Source organism: Desulfosporosinus cupriresistens (assembly GCF_001707885.1).
Classification (GTDB): Bacteria; Bacillota; Desulfitobacteriia; order Desulfitobacteriales; family Desulfitobacteriaceae; genus Desulfosporosinus.
In genome coordinates this window covers 15,234-39,255 of sequence record NZ_MASS01000040.1, presented here as the reverse complement: position 1 = coordinate 39,255, position 24,022 = coordinate 15,234, and the positions used below count along the sequence as shown (strand labels likewise).

Below are 24,022 nucleotides of genomic sequence, written 5' to 3'. Positions count from 1 at the left end.
GCTTACCTCCGCCGGAGCCTGTCGTTTATGCATCGTTCAAATTGAAGGAATGCGCAATCTACCTCCATCTTGCGTCACTCAAGTTACGCAGGGTATGGTGGTGCAAACTCAGAATCCAAAAGTACGCGAAGCTCGCAAAACAATTCTGGAACTGTTGGTGGCGAATCATCCGCTAGATTGTATGACTTGTCAGAAGATGGGGGATTGTTCGTTAGCCCAGTATGCCTATGATTATGGTGTCACTGGAGAACGTTATCAAGGAGAGGAGCGCGACCTGCCAATCGATAGCGCAAATCCTTTCATCATAAAGGATCCTAATAAATGCATAGCCTGTGGAAAATGTATTCGAGCATGTGATGAGATTCAGGGACGAAGTATTTTAGATTTTTCCTTCCGTGGCTTTGATGTCCAAGTGGGCCCGGCTTTTAACCTGCCCTATAACGAGTCTGACTGTGTTTTCTGCGGGTCATGTGTTTCGGTCTGTCCAGTGGGAGCATTGACCGAGAAGAAGATGCAAGGCAAGGGTCGTCGCTGGGAAATGGAAAAGGTTACGACAACCTGCCCTTATTGTGGCACCGGATGTAGCCTTGATTTGAATGTAAAGAACGGCAAAGTTGTGGGAATTACCTCTACAGACGGTGATGTAAATGGCAGCGCCTTATGCGTAAAGGGTCGGTTTGGCTACGGCTTTATCCACCATCCTGACCGACTTAAAACTCCGCTCGTAAGAAAAGATGGAAAGTTAGTGGAGGCCTCTTGGACTGAAGCGATTAATCTAGTGGCGGAAAAATTCAGTGCCGTAAAGGATAATTTTGGTCCGGATGCGATTGGCGTACTTTCTTCTGCTCGTTGCACTAATGAAGAAAACTACTTGATGAATAAACTAACTCGTGCAGTGTTCGGTACCAACAATATCGACCACTGTGCCCGTCTCTGACACGCTCCCACAGTCGCCGGTCTGGCGGCAGCGTTTGGCAGCGGTGCCATGACTAATACCATCCAAGAAGTTGCTGGGGCGGATTTTATCCTAGCCATCGGCACCAATACTACAGAGGCGCATCCCATTATAGGGTTGCAAGTGAAAAAGGCAGTGCGGAACGGGGCTACACTGGCAGTAGTAGACCCTCGCAAGACAGAAATGGCTGACCTGGCCCACCATTACCTGCGAATTAAATCGGGCTCGGATATTGCTCTCTTAAATGCTATGGCCAATGTAATTATTGCTGAAGAGATCTGGAACAAGGAATTTGTGGCAACGCGCACGGAAGAGTTTGAAGCTCTGAAGGAAATGGTAGCTAAGTACACGCCGGAGCACGTAGAGAGCATCACCGGTATACCAGCAGATACCATCAAAACAGTAGCCAGGGGTTATGCGTTGGCCCCAAATGCGACGATTCTATATACCATGGGGATTACCCAGCACATCTGCGGTACACATAATGTTATGGCTATTGCTAACCTGTCTATGCTCTGTGGTCAGATCGGCAAGGAGTTCAGCGGGGTCAACCCACTAAGGGGTCAAAATAACGTCCAGGGCGCTTGTGATATGGGCGCATTGCCTAACGTATTTACTGGTTACCAGCCTGTGACTGTTGAGGAAAACAGAACAAAGTTCGCCACAGAATGGGGCGTTCAGGACCTTCCAGCTAAGCCAGGTCTTACTTTAGGAGAACTGTTCGATGCAGCTGGCACTGGTCAGCTCAAGTGCATGTACGTCATGGGCGAGAACCCAATCTTGTCTGATCCGGACGCTCTTCACGTGATTCACGCTCTCGAAAAGCTTGATTTTCTAGTTGTGCAAGATATATTCTTGACTGAAACGGCAGAAATTGCTGATGTGGTTCTGCCTGCGGTTAGTTTTGCTGAGAAGAACGGGACCTTCAGCAATACCGAACGTCGTGTTCAACGGGTGCGCAAGGCTGTTGAACCGGAAGGGGACGCAAAGGACGATTGGGAAATCATTGGCTTGGTGGCCACGGCCATGGGGTATCCGATGCACTACCAATCGGCTGAAGAGATTATGGAGGAGATTGCGCGGGTCACTCCGTCCTATGCAGGGATTTCCTACGCTCGTCTAGAGCAAGGCAGCCTCCAGTGGCCCTGTCCAACCGCGGAGCACCCTGGCACCAAATACCTGCACTCAGGCAAATTTTCTAGGGGGTTAGGAAAATTCCACCCGGTGGAATACGTTTCGCCTGATGAACTGCCTAATGACGAATACCCTCTTGTGCTGAGCACTGGTCGTCGTCTTTACCACTACCATACTGGCACCATGACCCAACGTACTGGAGCTTTAGAAGTAGCTTACCCACAGGAATATCTAGAAATAAACTGCTTAGATGCCGAACAAACCGGTGTCTGTGATGGAGAGACCGTAAAGGTAACATCCCGTCGAGGCAGTGTGGAGGTGGCTGTTCGAGTTAGCGATAGAGTGACACCGGGATTAGTCTTTACTTCCTTCCACTATCCGGAAGTAGCTATAAATCAACTTACCAACCCAGCCCGCGACCCTATTTCCAAGATACCAGAGTTTAAGGTCTGCGCGGTGAAGATAACCAAGGTGATGGTAAGTGCGAATACAAAGAAAGTCAGTTAGACAGAATCATGAAATGGTTCCCGTTTATAATACGGGAGCCAGTTTTTTTACCTTGTTTGAAGATAGAATGTGCTATAGGTGGTAAAGAGAACCGGAGAATAGATAAAAAGGTTTATTAGAAAGAGCCTGTAAGAAAGAGTCTGTTGACAGGGGGGGAATTCATGGGAGGGTACATCGGGAGGATTTTACGGATTAATCTTACGGAAGGGAAAACCAGTAGTGAACCATTAAACATGGAATTGGCAAACAAATATTTAAGTGGGCGTGGGCTTGCTGGGAAAATGTTTGCAGATGAGGTATCCTCAGACGTCAAGGCACTTGATCCTGAAAATAAACTTTTTATTGCTACAGGAGTACTCACAGGTACGGATGCTCCAACATCCGGACGATTTATGATTGTGACAAAATCACCGCTGAATGGAAGAATCACCCCTTCGAACTTTGGTGGTTCTTGGGGGTCACAGCTTAAGTTCGCTGGTTATGATATGGTTATTTTAGAAGGCAAAGCAGAATACCCAGTGTATATTACCATTCGGGATGACTTGGTGGACATTAAAGACGCTGCCCATGTTTGGGGTAAGGACGGCTTTACTGCAACAGATATTCTAAAGCAAGACTTTGGAGATGCCTCAGTAAAGGTTTTTACGATTGGACCCGCAGGTGAAAACCTTTCTTTGATGGCAGTGGTATTAAATGACCTATCTCGTGCCGCAGGGCGTAGCGGAGTGGGTGCTGTAATGGGATCGAAAAATGTCAAGGCGATAATGGTTCGTGGAACAGGGGAGGTTGTAACTGCCAATTCTGGAGAGATGGAACAAGTTTTAAGCGCGGCGCTGAGAAAAATCAAAGGTAATAATGTTAAAAGTCTTGCTAGGAAAACAAAACGTTTGACCCAAAGAGAGGTTTGCGTTCAATGCCCAATCGCCTGTGGACGTTATTCCAAAGGGGATGAAGCAGAAAGCAGCGACGCTGGGTACAAATGCGTAGGGGAATTTGCTTCTAATCTGGGTATTTGCGATCAAGACGCGGTTCAAGAGGTCAATGATTTATGCAACAAATTAGGGTTAGATAAGATCGCGGTCAAAGAGACTATTGCAACCGGTATAGAGCTGGCTCAGCTCGGTTATATAAGGCCAGAGGAGCTTGATGGTACGCCTCTTAAGTATGGAAATATGAGAGGAACGCTAGAATGGATACGCAAAATAGCTTATCACGAAGGGTTGGGAGCTAAAATGGCTTTGGGTTCTTATCTATTTACTAAAAGCTATGGCGTTTCGGACTTATCCAAGACGTTGAAAAAACAAAAGCTTCCAGCTCAGGATCTTCAAGGAAGGACGGGGCCTCAGCTTGAATCAAGAAACCGGAGTGGTAGTCATAATAGGGGATATATGATTACACCGGAACGTTTAGGGCTTTCCGAAAAATTTAATCGTACCTCACTAGAAGGAAAAACATCCTGGTGCAAGACCTTTCAAGATCTTACAGCCGTTATAGATGCCGTAGGGCTATGCTTGTTTACTTCATCTGTCCTGGACCTTTCTGACTACACGGCGATCATCAATGCTGTGATTGGTTGCAAGTACACGGATAAGGAACTCCTAGCTTGTGGCGAGCGGATTTGGAACAACGAGCGTTTACTCAATTTAAGGGTTGGTAATATTGGAGCGGAGGACATGATTCCCAAATGTTTATTAAATGATCCAATTTCTGATGAGACTTCAAAAGGACAAGTACATAAATTAGCTGAGCTTTTGCCTCAGTACTATCTTGAACGGGGTTGGGACGAAATTGGAGTGCCAACGATTGAACGACTAACCTGTCTAGGAATGTAGACGTAATAGTTTGCCAGCGTGACAGAAAAGCATGAATATGGTACATTGAAGTTAGGCGTTGGCACTTTAATTGAATATAGGATTAGAAGCGATTATTTACAGACTACCCTTTTGTCCGTAATTGTGCACGGCCAGGACCCGCTTCTCGTCCATTGAATACGAGGAGGTCTTCAAAAATCAATAAGCTGCAACAGGACTTCGGAGAACAACTTCCGAAATTGAAGGCGACGGGGATTATATTAGCCGGCGGGAAAAACTCCCGGATGAAAAAAAATAAGGCCTTCCTTGAACTGGAAGGAAGACCTTTAGTAGAGCGGAGTCTTGCTGTTTTACAATCGGTGTTTAGCGAAGTTTTAATTAGCAGCAATAAACCGGAATTATTTGGCCGATACGAAGTACCTGTTATTCAGGACGAGATTCTTGATCAGGGTCCTTTGGAAGGGCTTTATCAGGGCCTGAAAGTGGCGACGTTTGATGAGGTTTTTTTTGTAGCGTGTGATATGCCATTTTTAGAAGCAGGGCTTATCCGTCTGCTTGCTAGGTGGATTTATGAGTACGATATAGTCGTTCCAAGGCTCCAATCCGGCACACATCCGTTACATGCCTTTTACCACCGGCGTTGTCTTCCTACAATAAAAAGAAATCTTGAGGCGGGTTGTCTTAAAGTTAGCGGATTCAGCCAATCTTGTTCTGTAAAGTATGTCGAAGAAACAGAACTTCAGGGCATTGATGATTTGAGTAAAATCCTCTGCAACGTAAATACGCCGGAGGATTGGTTGGCGATCCTTAAGGAATAATTCGTTCAAGATAGTTATAGATATTAAGGTAAGCGGCAACCGATAAAGACAATACGGTGACTAATCAAAGTTAAATAAGCTGAGACCTTGATGCCCACGTTCAGGTTTTGAGATCTGAACGTGGGCATCATTATAAAGTGAGGATTTTGTAGTATATAAAGAATTAGCAACTATAAAGAATTTTTCCCGTCAGAGAAGTATCGTACCCATTTTGTTGGTTAATGGCTTGGATAAATCCGGGGGAATTCAGAACAGTTACAAGTTGTTTCCAACCAATGGTTTTAGTGGTTTGCCCTAAGGCAACGAGATCATAGCGTTCTTGGAACAGGGGGATAAAATCAAGACCAAGTCTATGAGCTGCAGCTTTTACTCCAACGCCGACATCGGCTTGTCCATTGGCTATGAGACAAGCGAGGGCAGAGTGAGTAGTTTCTTCATTTCCATATCCCAGGATGCGATCGGGAGAGATTTCTTCCGTTTGTAGGTATGAGTCCAAGCGTAGACGGGTCCCTGATCCTTTCTGGCGGTTGATGAATCGCACGCCTTGTTTGGTGAGATCGTCCCAGGTATGAAGATCAAAAGGATTACCAGGCGCCACGATAAAACCTTGTTCTCGTTGAACTAAATTTACAATACTTACAGATTCGTCGGCGATAACATGTTTGACGTGGGAGATGTTATATTCTTTAGACGCGTTATCCCAAAGGTGCATCCCTGTAATTTCTGCTTCTCGGCAATAAAGCGCAATTAACCCATTCAAGCTTCCTTTATAAGAAACAGAGAATTGCACGGGAAGCGGGCTATGCTTGAGAAACTCGAAAAGAAGCTCGACGATAGGGTCGTGGCTTCCGATGAAACGAATAATTGGCAATCCAGCAACGTTGGAGGACATAACTTCTGAAGTTGTGGAGGGTGTGACCGCAGGAGGAGTGTTGTAGTTACTCATAGTTCCATGCAGATAGTGCTCAAGGACAGCAGGGTCAATACGAAGTTGTCGTCCAATGCGGTGAGCAGGAAGCTCTCCTCGTTTAACTAGCTCATAAAGGGTATATGTCGAAACTTTAAGAATTTTAGCCGCTTCGGCAGCTGTCAAAGTTAAGGTCAAATAAATCACCTTCCTACTCTTTCCTTACACTTATTAACACTAGAATAGTAAGACTTGTAAGTCAATACCAATTTCCATTTTAATAATAATGTCGTTTAAAATAATTGGGTTAATGAAACCTTTATGATCAGAAACTGGTGTACCAATGTTACCTTTTGGAGTCTTCTCTTCGAAGTGCGTTTGCACGTTAATGAAGGAGGGACTCATTTACAAAACTAAATTAGTTTGGTTTATTTTGTTCTTATTTAATTTAGTTTAATATAGTTGACTATGGCTAGTGAAACAAGTAATATAAAACTATCTAAAAAGTCAATCAATTTAAAAAAAACATATTTGAGTCTGTCCACTTATGGATTTATACTCTTTTCGGGTATGGTGTTCGATCTTAATTATCCGTTTCTTGATACTGCTGAAAATGAGTGCCCAAATTATCTAGTGGATAGCAAACAGAGAGGAGTGAACACTTTGGAGTGGCTTACATTAACAATTGACGGTCGTGAAGTCAGCGTTCTGAAGGGATCGACTGTGCTTGAAGCCTGTCGCCAGAATGATATTCCAATTCCTACTTTATGTCATGACCCGGAGCTTACTGCTGGCGGTGCCTGCCGCATGTGCGTTGTACAAATTGAAGGTATGCGCAATCTTCCGCCGTCTTGTGTTACTCAAGTAACGCAGGGAATGAAGGTAGAAACGCAAAATCCAAAAGTTCGTAATGCACGCAAAACTATTTTGGAACTGTTAGTAGCGAATCACCCCTTAGATTGCATGACTTGCCAAAAAATGGGCAATTGCTCTTTGGCCGAGTACGCCTACGAATATGGTGTCACAGGAGAAATTTATCAAGGCGAACGCCGTAATCTTCCGATAGATGATGGGAATCCCTTCATTCTACGGGACCCCAATAAATGTATCTTGTGTGGAAAATGCATCAAAGCGTGCAGTGAAATTCAGGGAAAAAGCATTCTGGACTTTTCATTCCGTGGTTTTGATGCTCAGGTGGGTCCAGCCTTTAATTTATCCTATAACGATTCTGACTGCGATTTCTGCGGATCATGTGTCTCAGTTTGTCCAGTAGGAGCCTTGGTTGAAAAGCAAATGGTCGGCAAAGGGCATCCTTGGGAAGTATCCAAAGTCCAAACTACCTGCCCATTTTGCGGGGTAGGCTGTAACTTTGACCTGAATGTTAAAGACGGCAAAGTCATTGGAGTGACCTCGAATCCGAATGCACCCGTTAATGGCAAGGCTTTATGTGTCAAAGGTCGCTTTGGGATGGATATGATTTATAATAAAAACCGCATCACAACTCCGCTGATCAGGAAAGATGGGGTATTAGTCCCGGCAGAATGGGATGAAGCTCTGGATTTAGTCGCCTCAAAGTTAGGTGAGATCAAGAAAAACTATGGACCAAACTCTATTGCAGCTTTAAGTTCTGCCCATTGTACTAACGAAGAAAATTATCTTATGCAAAAATTCATGCGCGCGGTCATCGGCACCAATAATGTCGATCACTGCGCTAGGACTTGACACGCTCCCACTGTGGCCGGTCTGGCCATATCATTTGGATCGGGAGCAATGACTAACTCTATTAATGAAATTCCAAACACTAAAGCAATGTTTGTAATTGGTTCTAATCCAACGGAAGCTCATCCTGTGATTGGGACGAAAATGAAACAGGCACTGGCTAAGGGTTCAAAGCTGATTGTGGTGGATCCTCGGTACACTAATATGGCTGAACATGCCGATGTTTGGCTAAGACTTCGTTCGGGAACGGATATTGCTCTCATTAATGGGATTATGAACATTATTCTCGCTAACGGGTGGGAAGATCGCGCATTCATTGAAGAACGAACGGAAGGTTTTGAAGAAGCGCGAAAAACGATTGAGAAATATACTCCCGAGCTAGTCGCTCAAATTACGGGGGTTCCCGTGGAACAGCTTATGGAAGCTGCTAGACTTTACGCGACCGCAGAACGGGCGGAGATCTTCTATACATTAGGGATCACGGAACATGTCTATGGTACGGATAATGTAAAGAGCTTGGCGAACTTAGCCATGCTTACTGGTAATATTGGGAAAGAAAGCTCGGGTGTTAACCCTATGCGTGGGCAAAATAATGTTCAAGGTGCCTGCGATATGGGAGCATTGCCTAACGTCTATCCTGGTTACCAACAAGTTGCTAATCCTGAAGCACGGGCAAAATTTGAAGCCGCTTGGGGGGTTCCGCTCGACCCCAATCCTGGATTTACGATTCCAGATATGTTTGGAGCAGCAGTTAGTAAAAATCTGCGAGCCTTGTATGTTTTAGGTGAAGATCCGGTCATTACAGATGCTGATGCCAATCATGTACGCAAAGGCCTTAAGGCTTTGGATTTCCTTGTAGTCCAAGAAATCTTCATGTCCGAAACAGCTAAGTTGGCGGATGTTGTCTTACCTGGAGCTAGTTTTGCTGAGAAGACAGGTACCTTCTCCAACACTGAGCGGCGAGTGCAAATGGTTAATCAAGCGATTAAACCTCTGGGCAATGCGAAGATAGACGGAGACATCATCTGTGAACTAGCGACCCGTATGGGTTATCCCTTTGAGTATCAATCTTCGGAAGAGGTCATGCAGGAAATTGCCACGCTTACCCCAATATTTGCAGGGATCACTCACGAACGGCTAGGAACCCAAGGGTTGCAATGGCCAGTACCTTCTGCTGAACATCCTGGTACTAAGTTCTTACATGAAGGGAAGTTTAGCCGAGGCTTAGGGCAGTTTGTGGCAATTGACAATCAGTTACCTGATGAATCACCGGATGAAAAGTATCCTTTCTTACTCAACACTGGACGGAAGCTTTCTCATTATAATGTTTTCACCCAACACTCCAAATCTTTAGGAATCCATTCGCCAGAAGAGTTGGCAGAGATAAATCCATTGGATGCTAAGCGACTCGGACTCGAGATGGGTGAAGTTGTAAAAGTGTCATCTCGTCGTGGTGAGGTTAAGACTAAAATTAAGATCACAGAACGAGTGCCTACCGGTATGGTCTTTATGACTTTCCACTATTTTGATTCCCCTACTAACGAATTAACCAATGGAGCCTATGATAAAGTCACGAAAACGTATGAATATAAAGTGTGTGGCGTACAAATTTCAAAAATTAGTTAGAGTATTAATATAGATGGGCCTTTCGAAAGAAAGGCCCATCTATATTTTTGATTATAATGTAATACTAAAGAGATATTTGCCAGCGTGACATAAAAGTAGGGATGTGGTACATTGAAGCTAAGGTTAACGTACATTTAATCTGAGTTGATGGAGTGATGAGTCATGAAACATGAAGTGATAATGTATACCCTACCTCTTTGTCCATACTGTGCACGTGCCAAGCGATTTCTATCAAGTAAAGGGATTTTGTTTACAGAGAAAAATATTCTATTTCCTGGGCATTTTAAAGAAATGAGAAAAGTGACTGATCAGATCGGAGTTCCTATAACCGTTGTTGGGGAACGGATTCTGACCCGTTTCTCTTCCGCCGAATATGAGGAGGTCTTCCAAAGTAAATAAGCTACTCAATCAGGCATTTATCCACGCACGCCTTTTACCATCGTTGTTGCCTTACAGCAATTAAAGGCTAATTCGATCAGTACAGGTATAAATATTGAGGCGCTGTTCCCTTGCAAACCCTATAACGGTGATATTCAAAGCAGTCGCTTGAGAAAGGGCGAGATCGGTTGGTGCTCCACGAGCAATGAGGATAGGAACCTTCATTTTCGCAACTTTGAGCAGGATTTCAGAGGAAACCCGGCCACTAAAAAAAATCACATGGTCTTCAAGATTTAATTCTTGACGAAAGGCACTGCCCCCCAGCTTATCAAAGACGTTATGTCTGCCAATATCATAGCTCGTCAGGAGGACCTTACCTTGATAGCCTATTCCTCCGCTATGTACTCCACCGGTTGTTTGAAAAAGTGGGAGATGATACGCAAGAAATTTCACATAATTATAAGCTTCTTGGAGTGGGATGCTAAGGTTTGAAGTAAGCGGTTTAACCATTAGAGCATCGTTAGCGAAACAAAATGATGCGCGACTTTTACCACAACAGGCTGAAACAAATCGTTTGCTCATAAGTTCTTTTTGCAAAAGGCACGGTTTACCTTCGACCCAAACCAAATGATCTACGGGATCATGCCGAATCTCATACACGTCCTTCGGAAAACGGACAAACCCTTCGTTAAATAAAAATCCAAGGACGAGTTCTTCGATTTGGGAAAGAGAGCATAAAAGAGTTGCAATTTCTTCGCGGTTGTAATGTATGGTCAAAGGAACTTCTCGAACCACTGTGTCTTCTACCCATTCGAGCAGTGGCCCATTGGCTTTAAGAATAGAATGAGTAACCGTTTCGTTTGGCATGTGAACCTCCTTTGTACTTTCCTATTTCTAGTTTACAATAGTTTCACAAAAAACTGAATAGTATTTAATAAAAAGAAAAATGTATTATTTTGTAGATAAATAGAAGGATTTTTATAATTTATCACGAATTATAAATTATATATTCAGATTAAAATTTAAACGTCATTACTCCGAAGCTGGATCCCCTAAAGCATAAGCTATGGTGACCAGACCAGTGTCGCAAGGCACTCGGGTATTATGGGAAACTGTAATATCTCCTATTGGAAAGGAGTCTGTCGACAGGTGGAGTGAATCCCCCGGTTGTTTACAGACCGTGGGGTTTTTTATTTTGCAGAAATCTAAGCTTGGAAAGAGGCATGGCCATGCAAGATCAATTTCAACGGCAAATTGACTATCTCAGAATCTCAGTGACAGATCGTTGTAATCTCCGCTGTAAATATTGTATGCCAGCTGATGGAGTACAATGGATGTCGCATGAATCCATTCTTTCCTTTGAAGAGATACTACGACTTATGAGGATAAGTACGCAATTGGGGTTTCGTCGGTTTCGGATCACAGGCGGAGAACCCTTAGTCCGGAAAGGGATATTAAACTTCCTGCAGGAGGGGGCTCAGCTCCCGGGGGTTGAGGATCTTATGCTCACAACCAATGGAATGTTACTTCCAGAAATGGCCTCTGATCTAAAAGCGGTGGGTGTTCAGCGAGTAAATATTAGCTTAGATACCATGAATCAAGAGCATTTCGCTGATATTACCCGTGGAGGCGATGTTTCACGTGTGATTCAGGGTGTATTCCGATCGCTTGAGGTAGGCTTAGATCCGGTAAAAATCAACGTTGTCGTCGTCCGAGGGTTTAATTCGGACGAGCTACCTAGTTTTTTGGACTTAGCTAGACAATATCCACTCCACGTCCGTTTCATAGAACTCATGCCAATTGGGATTAGCTCAGAGCATCGGGCTGATTTTGTTCCAATTAAGGAAATGAAAGAGCTTTTGGGAATCCAAGAGTACGTTCCAAAACTCTCTATTCGTGGCGGGGGGCCTGCGGAATATTTTCGCCCCCATGGTTTTAAGGGAAGCATTGGTTTTATCAGCGCAATGAGTCGACATTTTTGCGATACCTGCAATCGAGTTCGTTTGACAGCAGATGGGAAACTCAGACCATGTTTACATAGTAAACATGAAGTGGATCTCCGTGAGGCCTTACGGAATGGAAGCACGGATGCAGATATATTGGATCTATTTGCCCATGCAGTTTGGCATAAACCAGTTGAACATCATATGAATGACGAAGCATTGCAAGGTCTACGTGTAATGTCCCAGATCGGAGGGTAAGAATTGGATGATTTAACACATTTTGATGAAGAAGGTCGCGCCCGCATGGTGGATGTTAGTGACAAGAATGAAACGGCACGTGTTGCGGTTGCGCGTGGGAAGATACAGATGAAACCAGATACATTGGAGCGCATCCGGTTGGGGCTAATAGCTAAAGGAGATGTTTTGGCGGTAGCTCAAGTTGCGGGTATTATGGCAGCAAAGCAGACATCTCAATTAATACCTATGTGTCATCCCCTAGCGATTACCGGAGCCAAACTCAAGTTTAAACTAGAGGGTCCTGGTGAGGTAAACATTGAAGCTGTAGTAAAAGTACATGGGAAAACTGGAGTCGAGATGGAAGCCTTGACAGCGGTCAGTGTCGCTGCGTTAACTATTTACGACATGTGTAAAGCCATGGATAAAACTATGACGATTGGGGATATTTATTTGGTCGAAAAGTTTGGGGGGAAAAGTGGACACTTTGTACGTGACTAATGGCTACTAAGCTTCTGTTTTTAGATATGGTCACTTCGCCCCATCAAGGCACCTGACAATCCTTGAGGTGCTCTGGCATGGAACGTCTGTTCGAATCTTAGTTTCAGCGATACTAGGTCCTCCGGCATCCAGCAATCCTTAGTTACAGGAACACTCGGCCATTCTTGGTTAGCGCCCTAACCTCGAATATTCTTGTTCAAGTTATGACCGTCGGAAGAACTAGCGGTAAGACTTGGATAAGTCTAACTAAATAATTAGAAAGTGGACTTTCATAAATTAAGTTTCCTATATAAATGAATACGTAGCATTCGGATGAAAGCGAGGACATATAAGATGGGCAAAATATTAGCTGTTTGCACAAGTGAAAAAAAAGGGATGCGTAAAAAAAATGTGGGCGAAGGGATCTTGAAAGTCAACTTTGGTCTTGAAGGAGATGCACACGGCGGAGATTGGCATCGCATGGTTAGTTTACTGGCGATGGAGAGCATAAAGACGATGCAGGACAAAGGTTTGGATGTTGGACCAGGAGATTTTGCTGAGAACTTGACGACTGAAGGGATAGAATTGTTTACTCTGCCCATCGGAACAAAGTTAAAAATCGGGGAAACAAGTATCGGGGAAGTCACTCAAATCGGTAAAGAGTGTCATACAAAATGTGCGATTTTCTATCAAGCTGGGGACTGTGTCATGCCTAAAGAAGGAATCTTTATTCGCCTATTAGAAGGTGGGGCGGTTCGCGTAGGAGATAGTATTGAGGTGATAGCATAATGCTTCGAGTAGGGGTCATTACTGCAAGTGATAAAGGGTCGCGTGGAGAAAGGGAAGATCTCTCAGGACCAGCTCTTGCTAAACTTGTTCAGGAAATCGAGGGGGCTGTCGTTGAGTATGAGGTACTCCCAGACGACCAAACTTTAATTGCAGCAAAAATGCGACAATGGGCAGATGAGTTAAGTCTGGACTTAATATTGACAACTGGTGGAACCGGATTTTCACTACGTGATGTTACGCCTGAGGCCACACTCGCTGTGGCAGATCGTATGGTGCCGGGCATTGCGGAAGTGATGCGGATGGAAAGCTTAAAAGTGACGCCTAAGGCTATGCTAAGTCGAGGTGTGGCAGTCCTCAGGAAACAAACGCTCATCATTAATATGCCGGGTAGCCCCAAAGCAGTGCGCGAATGCTTTGCGGCGATTGCTCCAGCGCTTCCCCATGGGATTCAGATTCTTAAAGGGGAAGCCAGTGAATGCGCAACAACGTTGAAACATGGCTAACATTAACGTTTTAAGGGGTATGCTTAATTGATGCATACCCCTTAAACGTTGATTCGGCTTGTCACGTCTGTCCAGATTCTTGCGTATGATATTGTAGACATAGGGGCTTGTGAGGTGGAAAGTTGTGAAAGCCATAGCGTTTGTCGATTACGAAAATATCTGGACAGGATTACTTGAGCGGGGTTATGAATTAACACCCGAGCAATTGGAAGAGTATTTACGATATTACGCAGCGCGTAATAAAGTGGATTTATTGGCGATCTATCTTTACGCTAACTTCGATAGGGAAGAGTTCTGGAGAACACAAACGACGTTCCAAAAGACAAATGTTTTTACGCGACATGTCTTTGGGAAAAACAATTATGCCAGTACGGGACTCCGTCATAATGCAGCGGATCTGGAGTTAATGCTCGAAGCTCAAGAAATATTGCTTACACGAACGTCTACTTTTGATATGTATTTATTGTTGACAGGGGATGGAGACTTTCTTCCATTCGTGAGAAAGGTTCGGGCTTGGGGAAAAGAAGTAAAAGTAATTGGCGTAACTGGAAGCGTTCATCATGCCCTCCAACCATACAGCGAAGGGGAAGATATCTTACAGTGGCTTCTCCATGAAAAACCTGAAACAGAGTATCGTGCAGAAAACGATTTGGATCAAGGAATCCAAGTTATAGGAAGCCTTCAGACTCGCTTACCTTACGTTGCGTCAACGAAAGCGAGAGCTGCTTTGGCAGAACTTCTGGGACGATCTGTTCCACAAGTTAAAGATTTTATTCGTTATACCTTAAAAGAAAATATGCTTATTGAGCAGGAACATTTGGATTCAAATTTAAAAATTGGAAAAACAAAGATATATCTGCTTAATCTGGAAAATCCCAGAGTTTGTGAAGCGTTGGGGTCTATGTTCGAGGAAGTTTCTCAGCGTCAGCAAAAATTGATGATGGAGACATAATCATGAATAAAAGAATGGAAATCGGGCAATATAGTGGTTAGATGATGTGGTAATGCGCTCCGGGGGGGGCCTTGAAAGCATTAATTATAACTAGAGCCTGAAATAGTTAGTATTTAAACGATTTCTAAAGGATTTTTAAGATAAAATTATGTTTTTCAAAGATTGGGGGGGTTGCTTTCCAGCGGTCCCTTGCATATTATTATAGATATATTGTTAGCACTCAACAGAGTCGAGTGCTAACAAATATTAAATAAAATATTAATTAAAAACATTAAGGAGGGACTTTTCTTCATGAACATTAAACCTCTCGCAGACCGGGTGATCATTAAAGCACTCCCGATGGAAGAAAAAACTAAGAGCGGAATCATTATGCCAGATACCGCTAAGGAAAAGCCACAAGAGGGCGAAGTGGTCGCTGTAGGTCCTGGTAAAATGGAAAAGGGTGTTCGCATTGCTCTTGACGTTAAAGTAAGCGATAAAGTAATTTATTCCAAATATGCCGGCACCGAAGTTAAGTATGAGGGCGAAGAGTACTTAATTCTGAAAGAAGCAGATATTTTGGCTATTATTGGCTAGATTTATAAGACTCAAATTAATATGATTTAATTTAAATTTAAGGAGTGAACATACGTTGGCAAAACAAATTATTTTTAATCAAGAAGCACGTCATGCTTTAGAACGCGGTGTCAATGCTCTTGCTGAAGCTGTACGTGTAACCTTAGGACCTAAAGGTCGCAATGTTGTACTTGACAAAAAATTCGGATCTCCTTTAATTACGAACGATGGTGTAACGATTGCTCGTGATATTGAATTGGAAGATCCATTTGAGAATATGGGTGCACAGCTCGTTAAAGAAGTGGCGACTAAAACCAATGATGTGGCTGGGGATGGTACAACGACGGCTACAGTTTTAGCGCAAGCAATCATTCGTGAAGGCCTCAAGAATGTCGCTGCCGGTGCAAATCCTATGGGGATTAAACGTGGGATTGAGCAAGCAGTGGATGTTGTTGTAGCTGACATCAAAGCCAATGCAAAACTCGTTGAGACGAGCGAAGCTATTGCTCAAGTTGCTTCGATTTCTGCCAGTGATAAAAATATTGGCGCACTTATTGCTGAAGCTATGGAGAAAGTTGGCAAAGATGGCGTCATTACTGTAGAAGAAGCTAAAGGCATGACGACAGAGCTTGAAGTAGTTGAAGGAATGCAATTTGATCGTGGCTATATTTCAGCTTATATGATTACCGACACTGAAAAAATGGAAGCAATACTTAATGATCCTTACATCCTGATTACTGATAAGAAAATCAGTGCAATTCAAGATGTTTTACCAGTACTGGAAAAAGTAGTACAAGCTGGTCGTCAACTGATGATCATTGCAGAAGATATCGACGGGGAGGCTTTGGCAACCCTCGTTGTCAACAAATTACGCGGAACGTTCGTTTGTGTTGGTGTTAAGGCGCCTGGCTTCGGTGATCGTCGTAAAGCGATGCTTGAAGATATTGCTGTGCTTACGGGCGGAACAGTCATCACTGAAGATCTCGGCTTAAAGTTAGAAAACACCACAATTGACATGCTCGGACGTGCGCGTCAAGTCCGCGTTACTAAAGAGGAAACTACGCTTGTCGAAGGATCCGGAAGCATTGAAAATATTAAGAACCGTGTGGAAGCCCTCAAACGACAAATTGAAGAAACTACTTCTGATTTTGATCGTGAAAAGCTCCAAGAACGTTTGGCAAAATTAGCTGGCGGCGTTGCGGTTATCCAAGTCGGTGCAGCAACTGAAACTGAAATGAAGGAGAAGAAACTCCGAATTGAAGATGCCTTGGCAGCGACCCGTGCAGCAGTTGAAGAAGGAATCGTTTCCGGTGGCGGTACTACCTTAATTGATGCCCTGCAAGCCTTAGATTCACTCAATTTGGCTGGAGACGAAGCAACAGGTGTGAACATTATTCGACGTGCACTTGAAGAACCACTCCGTCAAATTGCCAATAATGCTGGGCATGAAGGATCTGTTGTGGTTGAGAAGGTTCGTTCCTCCAATCGAGGTACTGGTTTCAACGCCTTAACCGAAGTTTATGAAGACATGATTGCCGCTGGTATTGTTGACCCAGCGAAAGTTACTCGTTCGGCCTTGCAAAATGCAGGTTCCATTGCTGCAATGCTCCTAACTACGGAGTGCCTAGTCTCCGATATTCCATCAAAGGATGGCGGAGCACCAGCTATGGGCGGCATGGGTGGTATGGGTGGCATGGGCGGCATGATGTAGGTCAAAGTCTAGAAGCCGCTTATACCAAGCATTTCAACGGTATGAGCCCCTCTAAAAACCCCTAGCGGTAACAAAACGGGAACATTTTCTGATAAAAAAATGCATACCCGACTAGGGTATGCTGTGGATTAGAGGCTTTTCATGAGTTCACTGAACTTGCGAGAAGCCTCTTTTTTCAGCGTTTTGGTCACGTGTCATATAGACCGTTCTCGTGACCAAAGGCTTCCCAAAGATAGGATTGCTCATGAAATCATCAAACATCAGACTAAAAACCGAATTATACTTAATACCAAACAGCAAAAGGCGATTTATAAGCTTCAGTAATCGTTTGACGCTTGCAAGAATCGTTCTCTGGACTGATTCCGCGTCATGTCGTTCCAAGAAGATAAAGTGAATTGGCTATAAAATCGAAGATATTCTGGCGAAGTCCTTGCTACAAGAGGCTTCCAGGGTTTCGCTCCAAGGTATCTCTTTCTCACTCTGTTAGATATACTTGTCCGTGTTTCTGCGTCAAAAGAACTAGTCTTACAAACCGTTTGCCAGAGAAAGCAATTCCCTTGCTGCCGTTGTCAGATTGTTTACTCTCCATCGGCTGGGGTAAAGTGATTTCTGGCGCCATAAAGTTAACCGTATTAATCAAGTAAGGCAATCTATTCTGAGAATCGGGATAGTGTTGCTCTAATTTTTTTTGCAACCAAAATGAAAGGAAGCAAGGACAAATGGACGTTCAATATCTAGAAACCCTTGAGATTCCAGTCGGTAGGATGGTTCGGGTAGAGCTAAGTAGAGCTAAAAGGTAGAGATATCGACTCACAAAAAAGAGGTATTACGGGAATTGTTAAGTCATCCATGGTTACTTAGAATTCAATCAAGGGACGAACTAGCTTCCCATATCACTTTACTCCAGCCGAAAGAAAAGTAACTCAAACAAGGATACTGTTCAGTGCGGTACACTGGGCAATGATTGTAACAGCCTAAACAAAATCAAATAGATTCATGAATAGTCGTTGAGTAACAGCCTTTGGTTTTAACTGTCCAAGAATGTATAGCAATGGTTACCTCGCCAGATGTGCCGTTTGGTAGTAAGATATACTTTCCAGACCTTAAATATGTGTATGAGGTAACAGACCGAAGTGGGACATGGATATTCAGACCACAGAAAAATTTTCGTGGAGAGGGGGTGAGGCCGTCTGATAGGTCAAAAATAACCAATCGTAAAGGGTTGTGATAAAGTCATAGATAGCCATCAAATCAAGCATATATCACTGCTTGGAGTTGAAGGGGAGCTGAAACTGTTTTTTGCACATTGAAGCAACTGAAACAATCGACATGGAGGAACTTTTGAAATGATGGGAAAAACACATATCGCGGGTGCGTTGGCCGCATGGGCTGTTGCCTATCCTATGCTCGTGAAAACAACACTCTCTACGCCGCAAGACGCAATGATTTTAGCAGCTAGCCTCGGTGGGACTGTCTTAGGAGGACTATTACCAGACATAGATCAACCAGGAAGTACGATTGACCAAACTCTCTTTGGGGCACTTGGTAAGACGCGCATTGGAGCTATGGTAGGCGGTGTGTTACTGCTTAGTATGAGTATCTTCCTGCGTATTCCAAGTTTGATAAGGCTTGTTTGTCACTCTTCCAGCTTTTTAAGTGTACTGCTACACTATGCTCCTCGGATTAGCCTTTTCTCTGGCGTAATAGCTGTAGCATTGGTCGTTATTGCATCTATGAAGCATCGAGGCATTAGCCATACTTTGTTAGGTATGGGCCTTTTCTTGTGGGGTGCAGATACTTTATTAGGCTATATCCCAATATTGACGCCTTGGCGTGTGGCCTTGCTATATGTCTACGGAGCCGGATATCTAAGCCATTTACTGCTGGATCTCATGGCGCATGGAGTTCCGTTGTTTTATCCTGTGATCAAAAGGCGAATTCGTTTGCCCTTTTCAATTCGCACGGGTAGCTTTGGGGATGTTGTAGTGATACGGTTTGGACTTCTCGCCTATTTTATTTTTGCTTTAGCAACGTCGTATTTGCCTGCAGCAGTACTAACCCATTTGAATAGTTAACTTTTGGCTTTGAAAGAAGGTGGTTACTCCCCATGCCGAGTGTATGGGGCTTATGTTATGCACTAAAACGAGAACCACTTAAAAAAGAGAAGAGAACTCGACATTATTAAGCAAAGGAACTGTTCGATTCACTGACTGTGCGCACTTTTACGTCCTTCTTCTGTGGTCAATTGGCTCTTACGAGGTCGGAGGAAAACATGAAAAAAAAATCAAAACTAGTCCGAAAACCAAGAACTCAGGCCATCTTCAACACGGGCACACGTCCACATAAATCAATTAAAGACTACACCCGAAAAATTAAACATAAGGAAAGTTCTTCTGAAGATGGAGAGCAGTAATAGGAATATTAAGCTCTTAGATTTGGAGAGGTAACAATGATCTTAGTTAGTTGTACTGAGTTTTGTAGCGCCAGCGCATATAGAAAGATTGAAAGCCAAGGAATGCATTTACTTAACTTCGGCGCATGGCTTTCGTTATTATATGTATTATTAATATTGAAAACTAATTGCCGGGCAGTTGGATGCCACGCCAACTGCTTACATCGCATTGGCCATATTCATTATCACCCACAGCCACCACCGTGCCGTTCGATTTAAGGCCGAGAGTATGAGCGCAACCCGCGGCAACCGCCACAATATCGCGCCAGCCACTTACATGGCATTGGCCATGCTCATTCCAACCCACAGCAGTCACGGTACCGTCCGATTTAAGGCTGATGGTATGATGACTACCCGCCGCTATCGCCACAATACCGCGCCAGCCGCTTACATCGCATTCTACTTCCTTATTGCGACCCACAGCCACCACCGTGCCGTCCGATTTAAGACCAACGGTATGACGACGACCCGCGGTTATGGTATCGTTGTCTTTATATAAGTCCATTCCACTACCTCCAGTGCGCATGGTTCCAATTATCTTACTGATGCTGCCCTACACTTATTAAATGGGGCGGTTAGTTAATGAAGGGTTTAAGAATAATCCTGCTAATAAAAATCAAGTATAAATTTAAAAAATCTTAAAGAAATTATTCAATGCATTTTTAGCTACTAGCACTCTGGAAGTTAAAGATACGTTCAAAATATGGGTCTTTAACGAAGCTAAGTTACCGTACTTTAATACGGAAAGAAGAAAATTATTTGGCATTGTATCCGATAGTGGGCGTTATGCAATGCACCAGCATTCACAATAATGATACAGGTGCCATAATTGGTAGCGTAAATGATTTGACGATTCACAACTAACCGTTATTGAGTGACAATGCGAAATTCTGGAATAACCTCAACGTTATTCTTCAACATAGTCCATACAGGACAGTATGTTTCTTCAGTAAGCTTAATCGCCTTCTCCACTTCTGAACGTTGAACATCCTCAGAAATTATTACAAATTTAAGAGTAATCTTTTGAAATGAAGTTGGGGGTTGCTCACGCCTTATACCTTTTGCGTTAACCTTAAGCCCAGAGATGTTCTTTCTCATCTTTCTAAGCAACGTCAAAACCGTAGTTCCACTACACGAGGCTAGACTTATTAGTAGCAATTCAAGCGGCGTATAACCTTGTCCATCCCCTAGAGGGGGTAGGCAGTCAATAATAATTGCTGGATTTGCTCTTGCTACCCCAGTCAATTGAACCTTCTGATTCGTTAAGTCAACTGAAACTTCCAATTGATTACCCATTTTTTAATCCCTCCATCATTCCTTATTTATTAGACACTAATGTTAGGCTTACCTTTATTTTACTCTTTAAGTGTGTTGGTAACATTATGACACTTTGCCAATAATATTATTTGGTTCGTTAAACTCCCATTATATTTGCATCCCTCTAAATCCATGTTACTCAAATTTTAAGGAGCTTAGAGCCGTTTCTTTCTTTTAACTATTATCGATTAACTAGCATTTTCAAGGGATTTTAGCTGGTCCCCTCATACATACTTGGACGAGGGGATTTTACGGACATCTTTTATAGGAATCAAAACAAGCTTAAACTGCTAGTTTTGTTACGGTGAACACCTACAAGAGAAATTCTGGGCAAACATATACGATTAAATTTGGTGGGGTGTTGTGAGTGGTGCTACAGTTAGCCAAATATGTAACGATACCAGAAGATATTAAACCGGCAGAATGGCTATTATATACTTTCCTTGAGAGAAAACGGGGCACGCCTGTAGGATCCGTAATTCCAAATGTATTTAATGAATACGCTCGCGTATTCCATCCAGCGGAGGATAACAAAGGTTGTGGCATAGTACGGTGGAGCGAGGTAGCTGCTTGGTCCGGACGTTCAGTTCATCCTGAGATGCAGTGGGAAGCGATTTGCCAACCCGTTAGTTCTACCTTAGCTCTAAAACCACCGCTACTGGGCCAGTGTCCAAGGGAGGAGCTAATTCCACTAACAGAGTTGCTAGCGGTTCACACAACTAGTCTACAGCGATGTTGGGTTTGTTTTTGGGAGGGTTATGCAGGTATAGATGAAGCCATACAACGTTTAGATCAAGCTGTACCACGTATTCAACTACCAGATCGAGGCTATTATTTACTGAATGTACCATTAGATAAGATTGCCAAAGGGGTGTTTATCAACAAGTATGGTCATGAGCCTCTTATCCCTAGCTTGTGGTGGCCGGATGACCGTACCTGGTGTGTAGCGACTGAGATCGATTTCAGATGGACTTATGTCGGTGGTTCACGGGTGTGTATAAATGAATTGCTTGCCGACAGGCGATTAGAATGTCTAGCAACAAAACCTGAACATCGAGGAGACTACCTTAGTGATGTGGTTAACGGACCGGTCTTGTCGTAATCTGAATTATAGGACTCAAAAAAGGTAATGAAAATTAGTCCCAGGCCGTAAAAAGCCTGGGACTAATTTTCATTACCGACGTGTAATTCCAAACAAAGCGTTGGCATAATATATAACACCGTGATATACTATGATGTGATATAACGCGATGAAGAATAAAATGTAATGAGGTGAATTAATGGACATTGGAAAAATTCGAAAAAGATATATTCCGATGAGTGAAACAATGTTTTATATACTGCTTTCTCTTAGAGAGGCTCAACACGGTTACGCTATTATGCAGTATGTAAAGGGGTTAACAAACGGTCGGATTGTTCTTGGAGCTGGTACTGTATATTCAAGCATTGGTAAACTTGAGGGGGATGGTCTTATTAAGGCAGTCAGCGAGGAAAATCGCAGAAAAACCTATATTATTTCTGAAAATGGCAAGCAGATATTACGTGAGGAAGCAATGCGCATTGCTGAACTTAGTAAAAATTCGGAGGGATTGTTATGAGGGATGAGAAAACAGTATTGTTTCCGGGTTACCGAAATGTTGTCCCAGCTGACTTTGAAAACTGGCTTGAAAAAATGGCGTCTGAAGGGTGGCATTTTGATAATATAGGTCAATGGAGTTCAATTCTAATGACTTTTAAACGTGGAATGCCTAAAAAATATCGTTTTGTTTGTGATTTACAAGCTTTTCCTCGTAATGATTATAGATCAACCTATGAAGAATTTGGATGGGAATATTTGGGTCATATGTCAAGTGTGAATATTTGGAGGAAAGAGTATAAAGATGAGCGTCCAGAGGCATTCAGCGATTATGAAAGTATTATAAAAAGAAACAGAAGAATAGTTGCAGCAATCTCCTTCTCTTTCATATCACTTCTTATTGCTTTGGTAACACAATTCATTTTCCTCTTCATTTCAAAGCCATTGACGCCAAACAAACTGGTTCAGCTTGGTTTTGGAATAACTATATGTAGTATGTTTATTATATTGCTCGGATTTGTAATGCTCAAAATAAAAAGAAACGAAGATCGATAAACAAAACTGATCGGTATTGCACTTTCCTAATCAAGAGCTTTGATCTAAAGGTGAATTAGCATCAATTTAACAGACGGTTACCCGTTAATATAACGGTTAATATAAATCTAACTTTTTTCATTCCTTATCCTCCTTCACTCCCCCTCCTTGTGAGAGGATTTCTTTTACAAATAAGTAAACCCTCAGCATTGCTAAGGGCATTAGATATCTAACTGATTTGTTATGTATCGCTCCTACCGGAAGGTAGGGGCTTTTTGTTTCTGTGACTCCATTCGCCAAATTTTGTACAAGCGTTATGCCATAATGAGAGGGTATACAGTAGGGTGGTTTTAGAGCCTAAAATTCTTCATGGGTTAGGTAATATAGATGAATAACAACGGTGGAAGAAAACAATGATTAGCGGTGAGGACACAGAGCGAAAATTGGAAACCTTGAGGGCTCTGGCTGATCAATTCGATCATCTGTATGCCGATAATTATGAAAAACTTTATCAGCTTGCCTATCAGCTAACTGGCAATCGCGAAGATGCTGAGGATGTTGTACAAGAAGCGTGGCTTAATGCCTATCGCTCCCGAGCTCAGTTCCAAGGAAAGAGTTCTCAGGTTAAAAAGTGTTAAGATGAGAGTGTTTAAGGAAGTTTTTTGGAAAAACTAGCTTTAACCGCATGAGTGGATATATAGTACGTAGAAACAGATTGAAGTTAGTACTGGTGAAAGGAGTAGCCATGACTTCTCAGCTTCTTTTCCACTATATTACGCAATATGGATATGGCGGATTATATTTAATTGTAGGTACTTCCATTTTAGGGCTTCCTGTTCCCGATGAATTTCTAATGACTTTTGTTGGTTTCCTTACATATTCAGGTCAGCTAAATACTATTTTGGCTATTCTGTTTGCTGCTATGGGCTGTTGTACAGCTGTCTAAATTGAATTTATATGGAAAATTATTGGCACTCATATGATATTAATGCTATGGTTTATTTTAGTAGTGTTTGTCATAAGAGTTAGGACTAAGCTTTGGTTGCATGTTCCTCTGGCAGTTTCATGGGGAGGGGGTACTAACTTTTCATACTATCTTAGGATACTTAATTAGGCAAAAA

The 24,022-nt window shown here is 43.0% G+C and carries 24 protein-coding genes and 1 riboswitch; of the genes, 18 read left to right on the top strand and 6 right to left on the bottom strand.

The features are described 5' to 3' along the window. The 3 genes from fdhF (DSBG_RS21935) to mobA form a co-directional block, all read left to right on the top strand. Positions 1 to 2,596: formate dehydrogenase subunit alpha (gene fdhF / locus DSBG_RS21935; RefSeq protein ID WP_083236894.1), on the top strand; the 2,596-nt coding region annotated here is incomplete at its 5' end. 161 nt (positions 2,597 to 2,757) lie between these two features. Then, a complete protein-coding gene (locus tag DSBG_RS14990) occupies positions 2,758 to 4,428 on the top strand; it encodes an aldehyde ferredoxin oxidoreductase family protein (RefSeq protein WP_068965102.1) in 1,671 nt (556 codons plus the stop codon). 152 nt (positions 4,429 to 4,580) lie between these two features. Beyond that, entirely contained in the window at positions 4,581 to 5,225 is a 645-nt protein-coding gene (mobA, locus tag DSBG_RS14985; protein ID WP_242877653.1) for a molybdenum cofactor guanylyltransferase, read from the top strand. Between the two features lie 163 nt (positions 5,226 to 5,388). Here the strand turns inward: mobA and DSBG_RS14980 are convergent, their stop codons facing one another. Next, positions 5,389 to 6,330, bottom strand: coding sequence for a substrate-binding domain-containing protein (locus DSBG_RS14980; RefSeq protein WP_068965101.1), 942 nt, complete (start codon positions 6,328 to 6,330; stop codon positions 5,389 to 5,391). A gap of 465 nt (positions 6,331 to 6,795) precedes the next feature. On the opposite strand from DSBG_RS14980, the gene fdhF (DSBG_RS21930) reads away from it, so the two are divergent. Further along, positions 6,796 to 9,477 (top strand): formate dehydrogenase subunit alpha, encoded by a 2,682-nt coding sequence (gene fdhF, locus DSBG_RS21930; protein WP_083236892.1) that lies wholly within the window; start codon positions 6,796 to 6,798, stop codon positions 9,475 to 9,477. A 162-nt stretch (positions 9,478 to 9,639) separates the two neighbouring features. Next, on the top strand, positions 9,640 to 9,876 hold the full coding sequence (locus DSBG_RS14965; protein WP_068965098.1) for a glutaredoxin family protein: 237 nt from the start codon (positions 9,640 to 9,642) through the stop codon (positions 9,874 to 9,876). Positions 9,877 to 9,936: 60 nt separating this feature from the next. On the opposite strand, the gene fdhD is transcribed toward DSBG_RS14965, so the two are convergent. Further along, positions 9,937 to 10,722 (bottom strand): formate dehydrogenase accessory sulfurtransferase FdhD, encoded by a 786-nt coding sequence (gene fdhD, locus DSBG_RS14960; RefSeq protein ID WP_068965097.1) that lies wholly within the window; start codon positions 10,720 to 10,722, stop codon positions 9,937 to 9,939. Positions 10,723 to 10,880: 158 nt separating this feature from the next. After that, positions 10,881 to 11,006, top strand: a riboswitch (molybdenum cofactor riboswitch). A gap of 78 nt (positions 11,007 to 11,084) precedes the next feature. Between fdhD and moaA the strand changes: the two genes are divergently transcribed. The 7 genes from moaA to groL all read left to right on the top strand — a co-directional run bounded on the left by moaA (position 11,085) and on the right by groL (position 17,022). Continuing rightward, complete coding sequence (gene moaA / locus DSBG_RS14955) at positions 11,085 to 12,056, top strand: GTP 3',8-cyclase MoaA (RefSeq protein ID WP_068965096.1); 972 nt, start codon at positions 11,085 to 11,087, stop codon at positions 12,054 to 12,056. A gap of 3 nt (positions 12,057 to 12,059) precedes the next feature. Beyond that, positions 12,060 to 12,533: a cyclic pyranopterin monophosphate synthase MoaC gene (gene moaC / locus DSBG_RS14950; RefSeq protein WP_083236891.1), complete on the top strand. Its 474-nt coding sequence runs from the start codon at positions 12,060 to 12,062 to the stop codon at positions 12,531 to 12,533. A gap of 333 nt (positions 12,534 to 12,866) precedes the next feature. Continuing rightward, entirely contained in the window at positions 12,867 to 13,301 is a 435-nt protein-coding gene (locus tag DSBG_RS14945; protein WP_068965095.1) for an MOSC domain-containing protein, read from the top strand. Next, positions 13,301 to 13,804, top strand: a complete 504-nt coding sequence (gene mog, locus DSBG_RS14940; protein ID WP_068965094.1) for a molybdopterin adenylyltransferase — start codon at positions 13,301 to 13,303, stop codon at positions 13,802 to 13,804. Before DSBG_RS14945 ends, mog begins: the two co-directional genes overlap by 1 nt. A gap of 124 nt (positions 13,805 to 13,928) precedes the next feature. Further along, on the top strand, positions 13,929 to 14,756 hold the full coding sequence (locus DSBG_RS14935) for an NYN domain-containing protein (RefSeq protein WP_068965093.1): 828 nt from the start codon (positions 13,929 to 13,931) through the stop codon (positions 14,754 to 14,756). Between the two features lie 291 nt (positions 14,757 to 15,047). Next, positions 15,048 to 15,332: a co-chaperone GroES gene (gene groES / locus DSBG_RS14930; RefSeq protein ID WP_068965092.1), complete on the top strand. Its 285-nt coding sequence runs from the start codon at positions 15,048 to 15,050 to the stop codon at positions 15,330 to 15,332. A gap of 55 nt (positions 15,333 to 15,387) precedes the next feature. Next, complete coding sequence (groL, locus tag DSBG_RS14925; protein WP_068965091.1) at positions 15,388 to 17,022, top strand: chaperonin GroEL; 1,635 nt, start codon at positions 15,388 to 15,390, stop codon at positions 17,020 to 17,022. A gap of 147 nt (positions 17,023 to 17,169) precedes the next feature. Here the strand turns inward: groL and DSBG_RS23190 are convergent, their stop codons facing one another. Next, on the bottom strand, positions 17,170 to 17,403 hold the full coding sequence (locus DSBG_RS23190; protein WP_176716289.1) for a hypothetical protein: 234 nt from the start codon (positions 17,401 to 17,403) through the stop codon (positions 17,170 to 17,172). A gap of 94 nt (positions 17,404 to 17,497) precedes the next feature. Then, entirely contained in the window at positions 17,498 to 17,662 is a 165-nt protein-coding gene (locus tag DSBG_RS23185; protein ID WP_176716288.1) for a hypothetical protein, read from the bottom strand. 706 nt (positions 17,663 to 18,368) lie between these two features. Here DSBG_RS23185 and DSBG_RS14915 point away from each other — a divergent pair. Next, a complete protein-coding gene (locus DSBG_RS14915; RefSeq protein WP_068965089.1) occupies positions 18,369 to 19,097 on the top strand; it encodes a metal-dependent hydrolase in 729 nt (242 codons plus the stop codon). Between the two features lie 501 nt (positions 19,098 to 19,598). Here the strand turns inward: DSBG_RS14915 and DSBG_RS14910 are convergent. Both DSBG_RS14910 and DSBG_RS14905 read right to left on the bottom strand, forming a co-directional pair. Beyond that, positions 19,599 to 19,979, bottom strand: coding sequence for an RCC1 domain-containing protein (locus DSBG_RS14910; RefSeq protein ID WP_141694333.1), 381 nt, complete (start codon positions 19,977 to 19,979; stop codon positions 19,599 to 19,601). Between the two features lie 362 nt (positions 19,980 to 20,341). Beyond that, on the bottom strand, positions 20,342 to 20,770 hold the full coding sequence (locus DSBG_RS14905; protein ID WP_068965088.1) for an OsmC family protein: 429 nt from the start codon (positions 20,768 to 20,770) through the stop codon (positions 20,342 to 20,344). 388 nt (positions 20,771 to 21,158) lie between these two features. Between DSBG_RS14905 and DSBG_RS23780 the strand changes: the two genes are divergently transcribed. The 5 genes from DSBG_RS23780 to DSBG_RS23775 all read left to right on the top strand — a co-directional run bounded on the left by DSBG_RS23780 (position 21,159) and on the right by DSBG_RS23775 (position 23,847). After that, positions 21,159 to 21,893 carry a hypothetical protein gene (locus DSBG_RS23780; protein ID WP_242877652.1) on the top strand — a complete coding sequence of 245 codons (735 nt, stop codon included), beginning with the start codon at positions 21,159 to 21,161 and terminating at the stop codon, positions 21,891 to 21,893. A 178-nt stretch (positions 21,894 to 22,071) separates the two neighbouring features. Next, positions 22,072 to 22,389 (top strand): PadR family transcriptional regulator, encoded by a 318-nt coding sequence (locus tag DSBG_RS14895; protein ID WP_068965087.1) that lies wholly within the window; start codon positions 22,072 to 22,074, stop codon positions 22,387 to 22,389. Continuing rightward, positions 22,386 to 22,922, top strand: coding sequence for a DUF2812 domain-containing protein (locus DSBG_RS14890; RefSeq protein ID WP_068965086.1), 537 nt, complete (start codon positions 22,386 to 22,388; stop codon positions 22,920 to 22,922). The genes DSBG_RS14895 and DSBG_RS14890 overlap by 4 nt, the downstream gene beginning before the upstream one ends. Before the next feature lie 392 nt (positions 22,923 to 23,314). Continuing rightward, a complete protein-coding gene (locus DSBG_RS14885) occupies positions 23,315 to 23,539 on the top strand; it encodes an RNA polymerase sigma factor (protein WP_068965085.1) in 225 nt (74 codons plus the stop codon). Between the two features lie 77 nt (positions 23,540 to 23,616). Beyond that, positions 23,617 to 23,847 (top strand): DedA family protein, encoded by a 231-nt coding sequence (locus DSBG_RS23775; RefSeq protein WP_242877651.1) that lies wholly within the window; start codon positions 23,617 to 23,619, stop codon positions 23,845 to 23,847. Positions 23,848 to 24,022 lie beyond the last annotated feature (175 nt).

What these genes read in the sequence shown, in the direction of transcription:
- DSBG_RS14990 (WP_068965102.1), top strand. Translation starts at nt 2,758, where the DNA reads ATGGGAGGGTACATCGGGAGGATTTTACGGATTAATCTTACGGAAGGG.
- DSBG_RS14965 (WP_068965098.1), top strand. Translation starts at nt 9,640, where the DNA reads ATGAAACATGAAGTGATAATGTATACCCTACCTCTTTGTCCATACTGT.
- fdhD (WP_068965097.1), bottom strand. Translation starts at nt 10,722, where the DNA reads ATGCCAAACGAAACGGTTACTCATTCTATTCTTAAAGCCAATGGGCCA.
- moaA (WP_068965096.1), top strand. Translation starts at nt 11,085, where the DNA reads ATGCAAGATCAATTTCAACGGCAAATTGACTATCTCAGAATCTCAGTG.
- DSBG_RS14945 (WP_068965095.1), top strand. Translation starts at nt 12,867, where the DNA reads ATGGGCAAAATATTAGCTGTTTGCACAAGTGAAAAAAAAGGGATGCGT.
- mog (WP_068965094.1), top strand. Translation starts at nt 13,301, where the DNA reads ATGCTTCGAGTAGGGGTCATTACTGCAAGTGATAAAGGGTCGCGTGGA.
- groES (WP_068965092.1), top strand. Translation starts at nt 15,048, where the DNA reads ATGAACATTAAACCTCTCGCAGACCGGGTGATCATTAAAGCACTCCCG.
- DSBG_RS14915 (WP_068965089.1), top strand. Translation starts at nt 18,369, where the DNA reads ATGATGGGAAAAACACATATCGCGGGTGCGTTGGCCGCATGGGCTGTT.
- DSBG_RS14910 (WP_141694333.1), bottom strand. Translation starts at nt 19,979, where the DNA reads ATGGACTTATATAAAGACAACGATACCATAACCGCGGGTCGTCGTCAT.
- DSBG_RS14905 (WP_068965088.1), bottom strand. Translation starts at nt 20,770, where the DNA reads ATGGGTAATCAATTGGAAGTTTCAGTTGACTTAACGAATCAGAAGGTT.
- DSBG_RS14895 (WP_068965087.1), top strand. Translation starts at nt 22,072, where the DNA reads ATGGACATTGGAAAAATTCGAAAAAGATATATTCCGATGAGTGAAACA.
- DSBG_RS14890 (WP_068965086.1), top strand. Translation starts at nt 22,386, where the DNA reads ATGAGGGATGAGAAAACAGTATTGTTTCCGGGTTACCGAAATGTTGTC.
- DSBG_RS14885 (WP_068965085.1), top strand. Translation starts at nt 23,315, where the DNA reads ATGATTAGCGGTGAGGACACAGAGCGAAAATTGGAAACCTTGAGGGCT.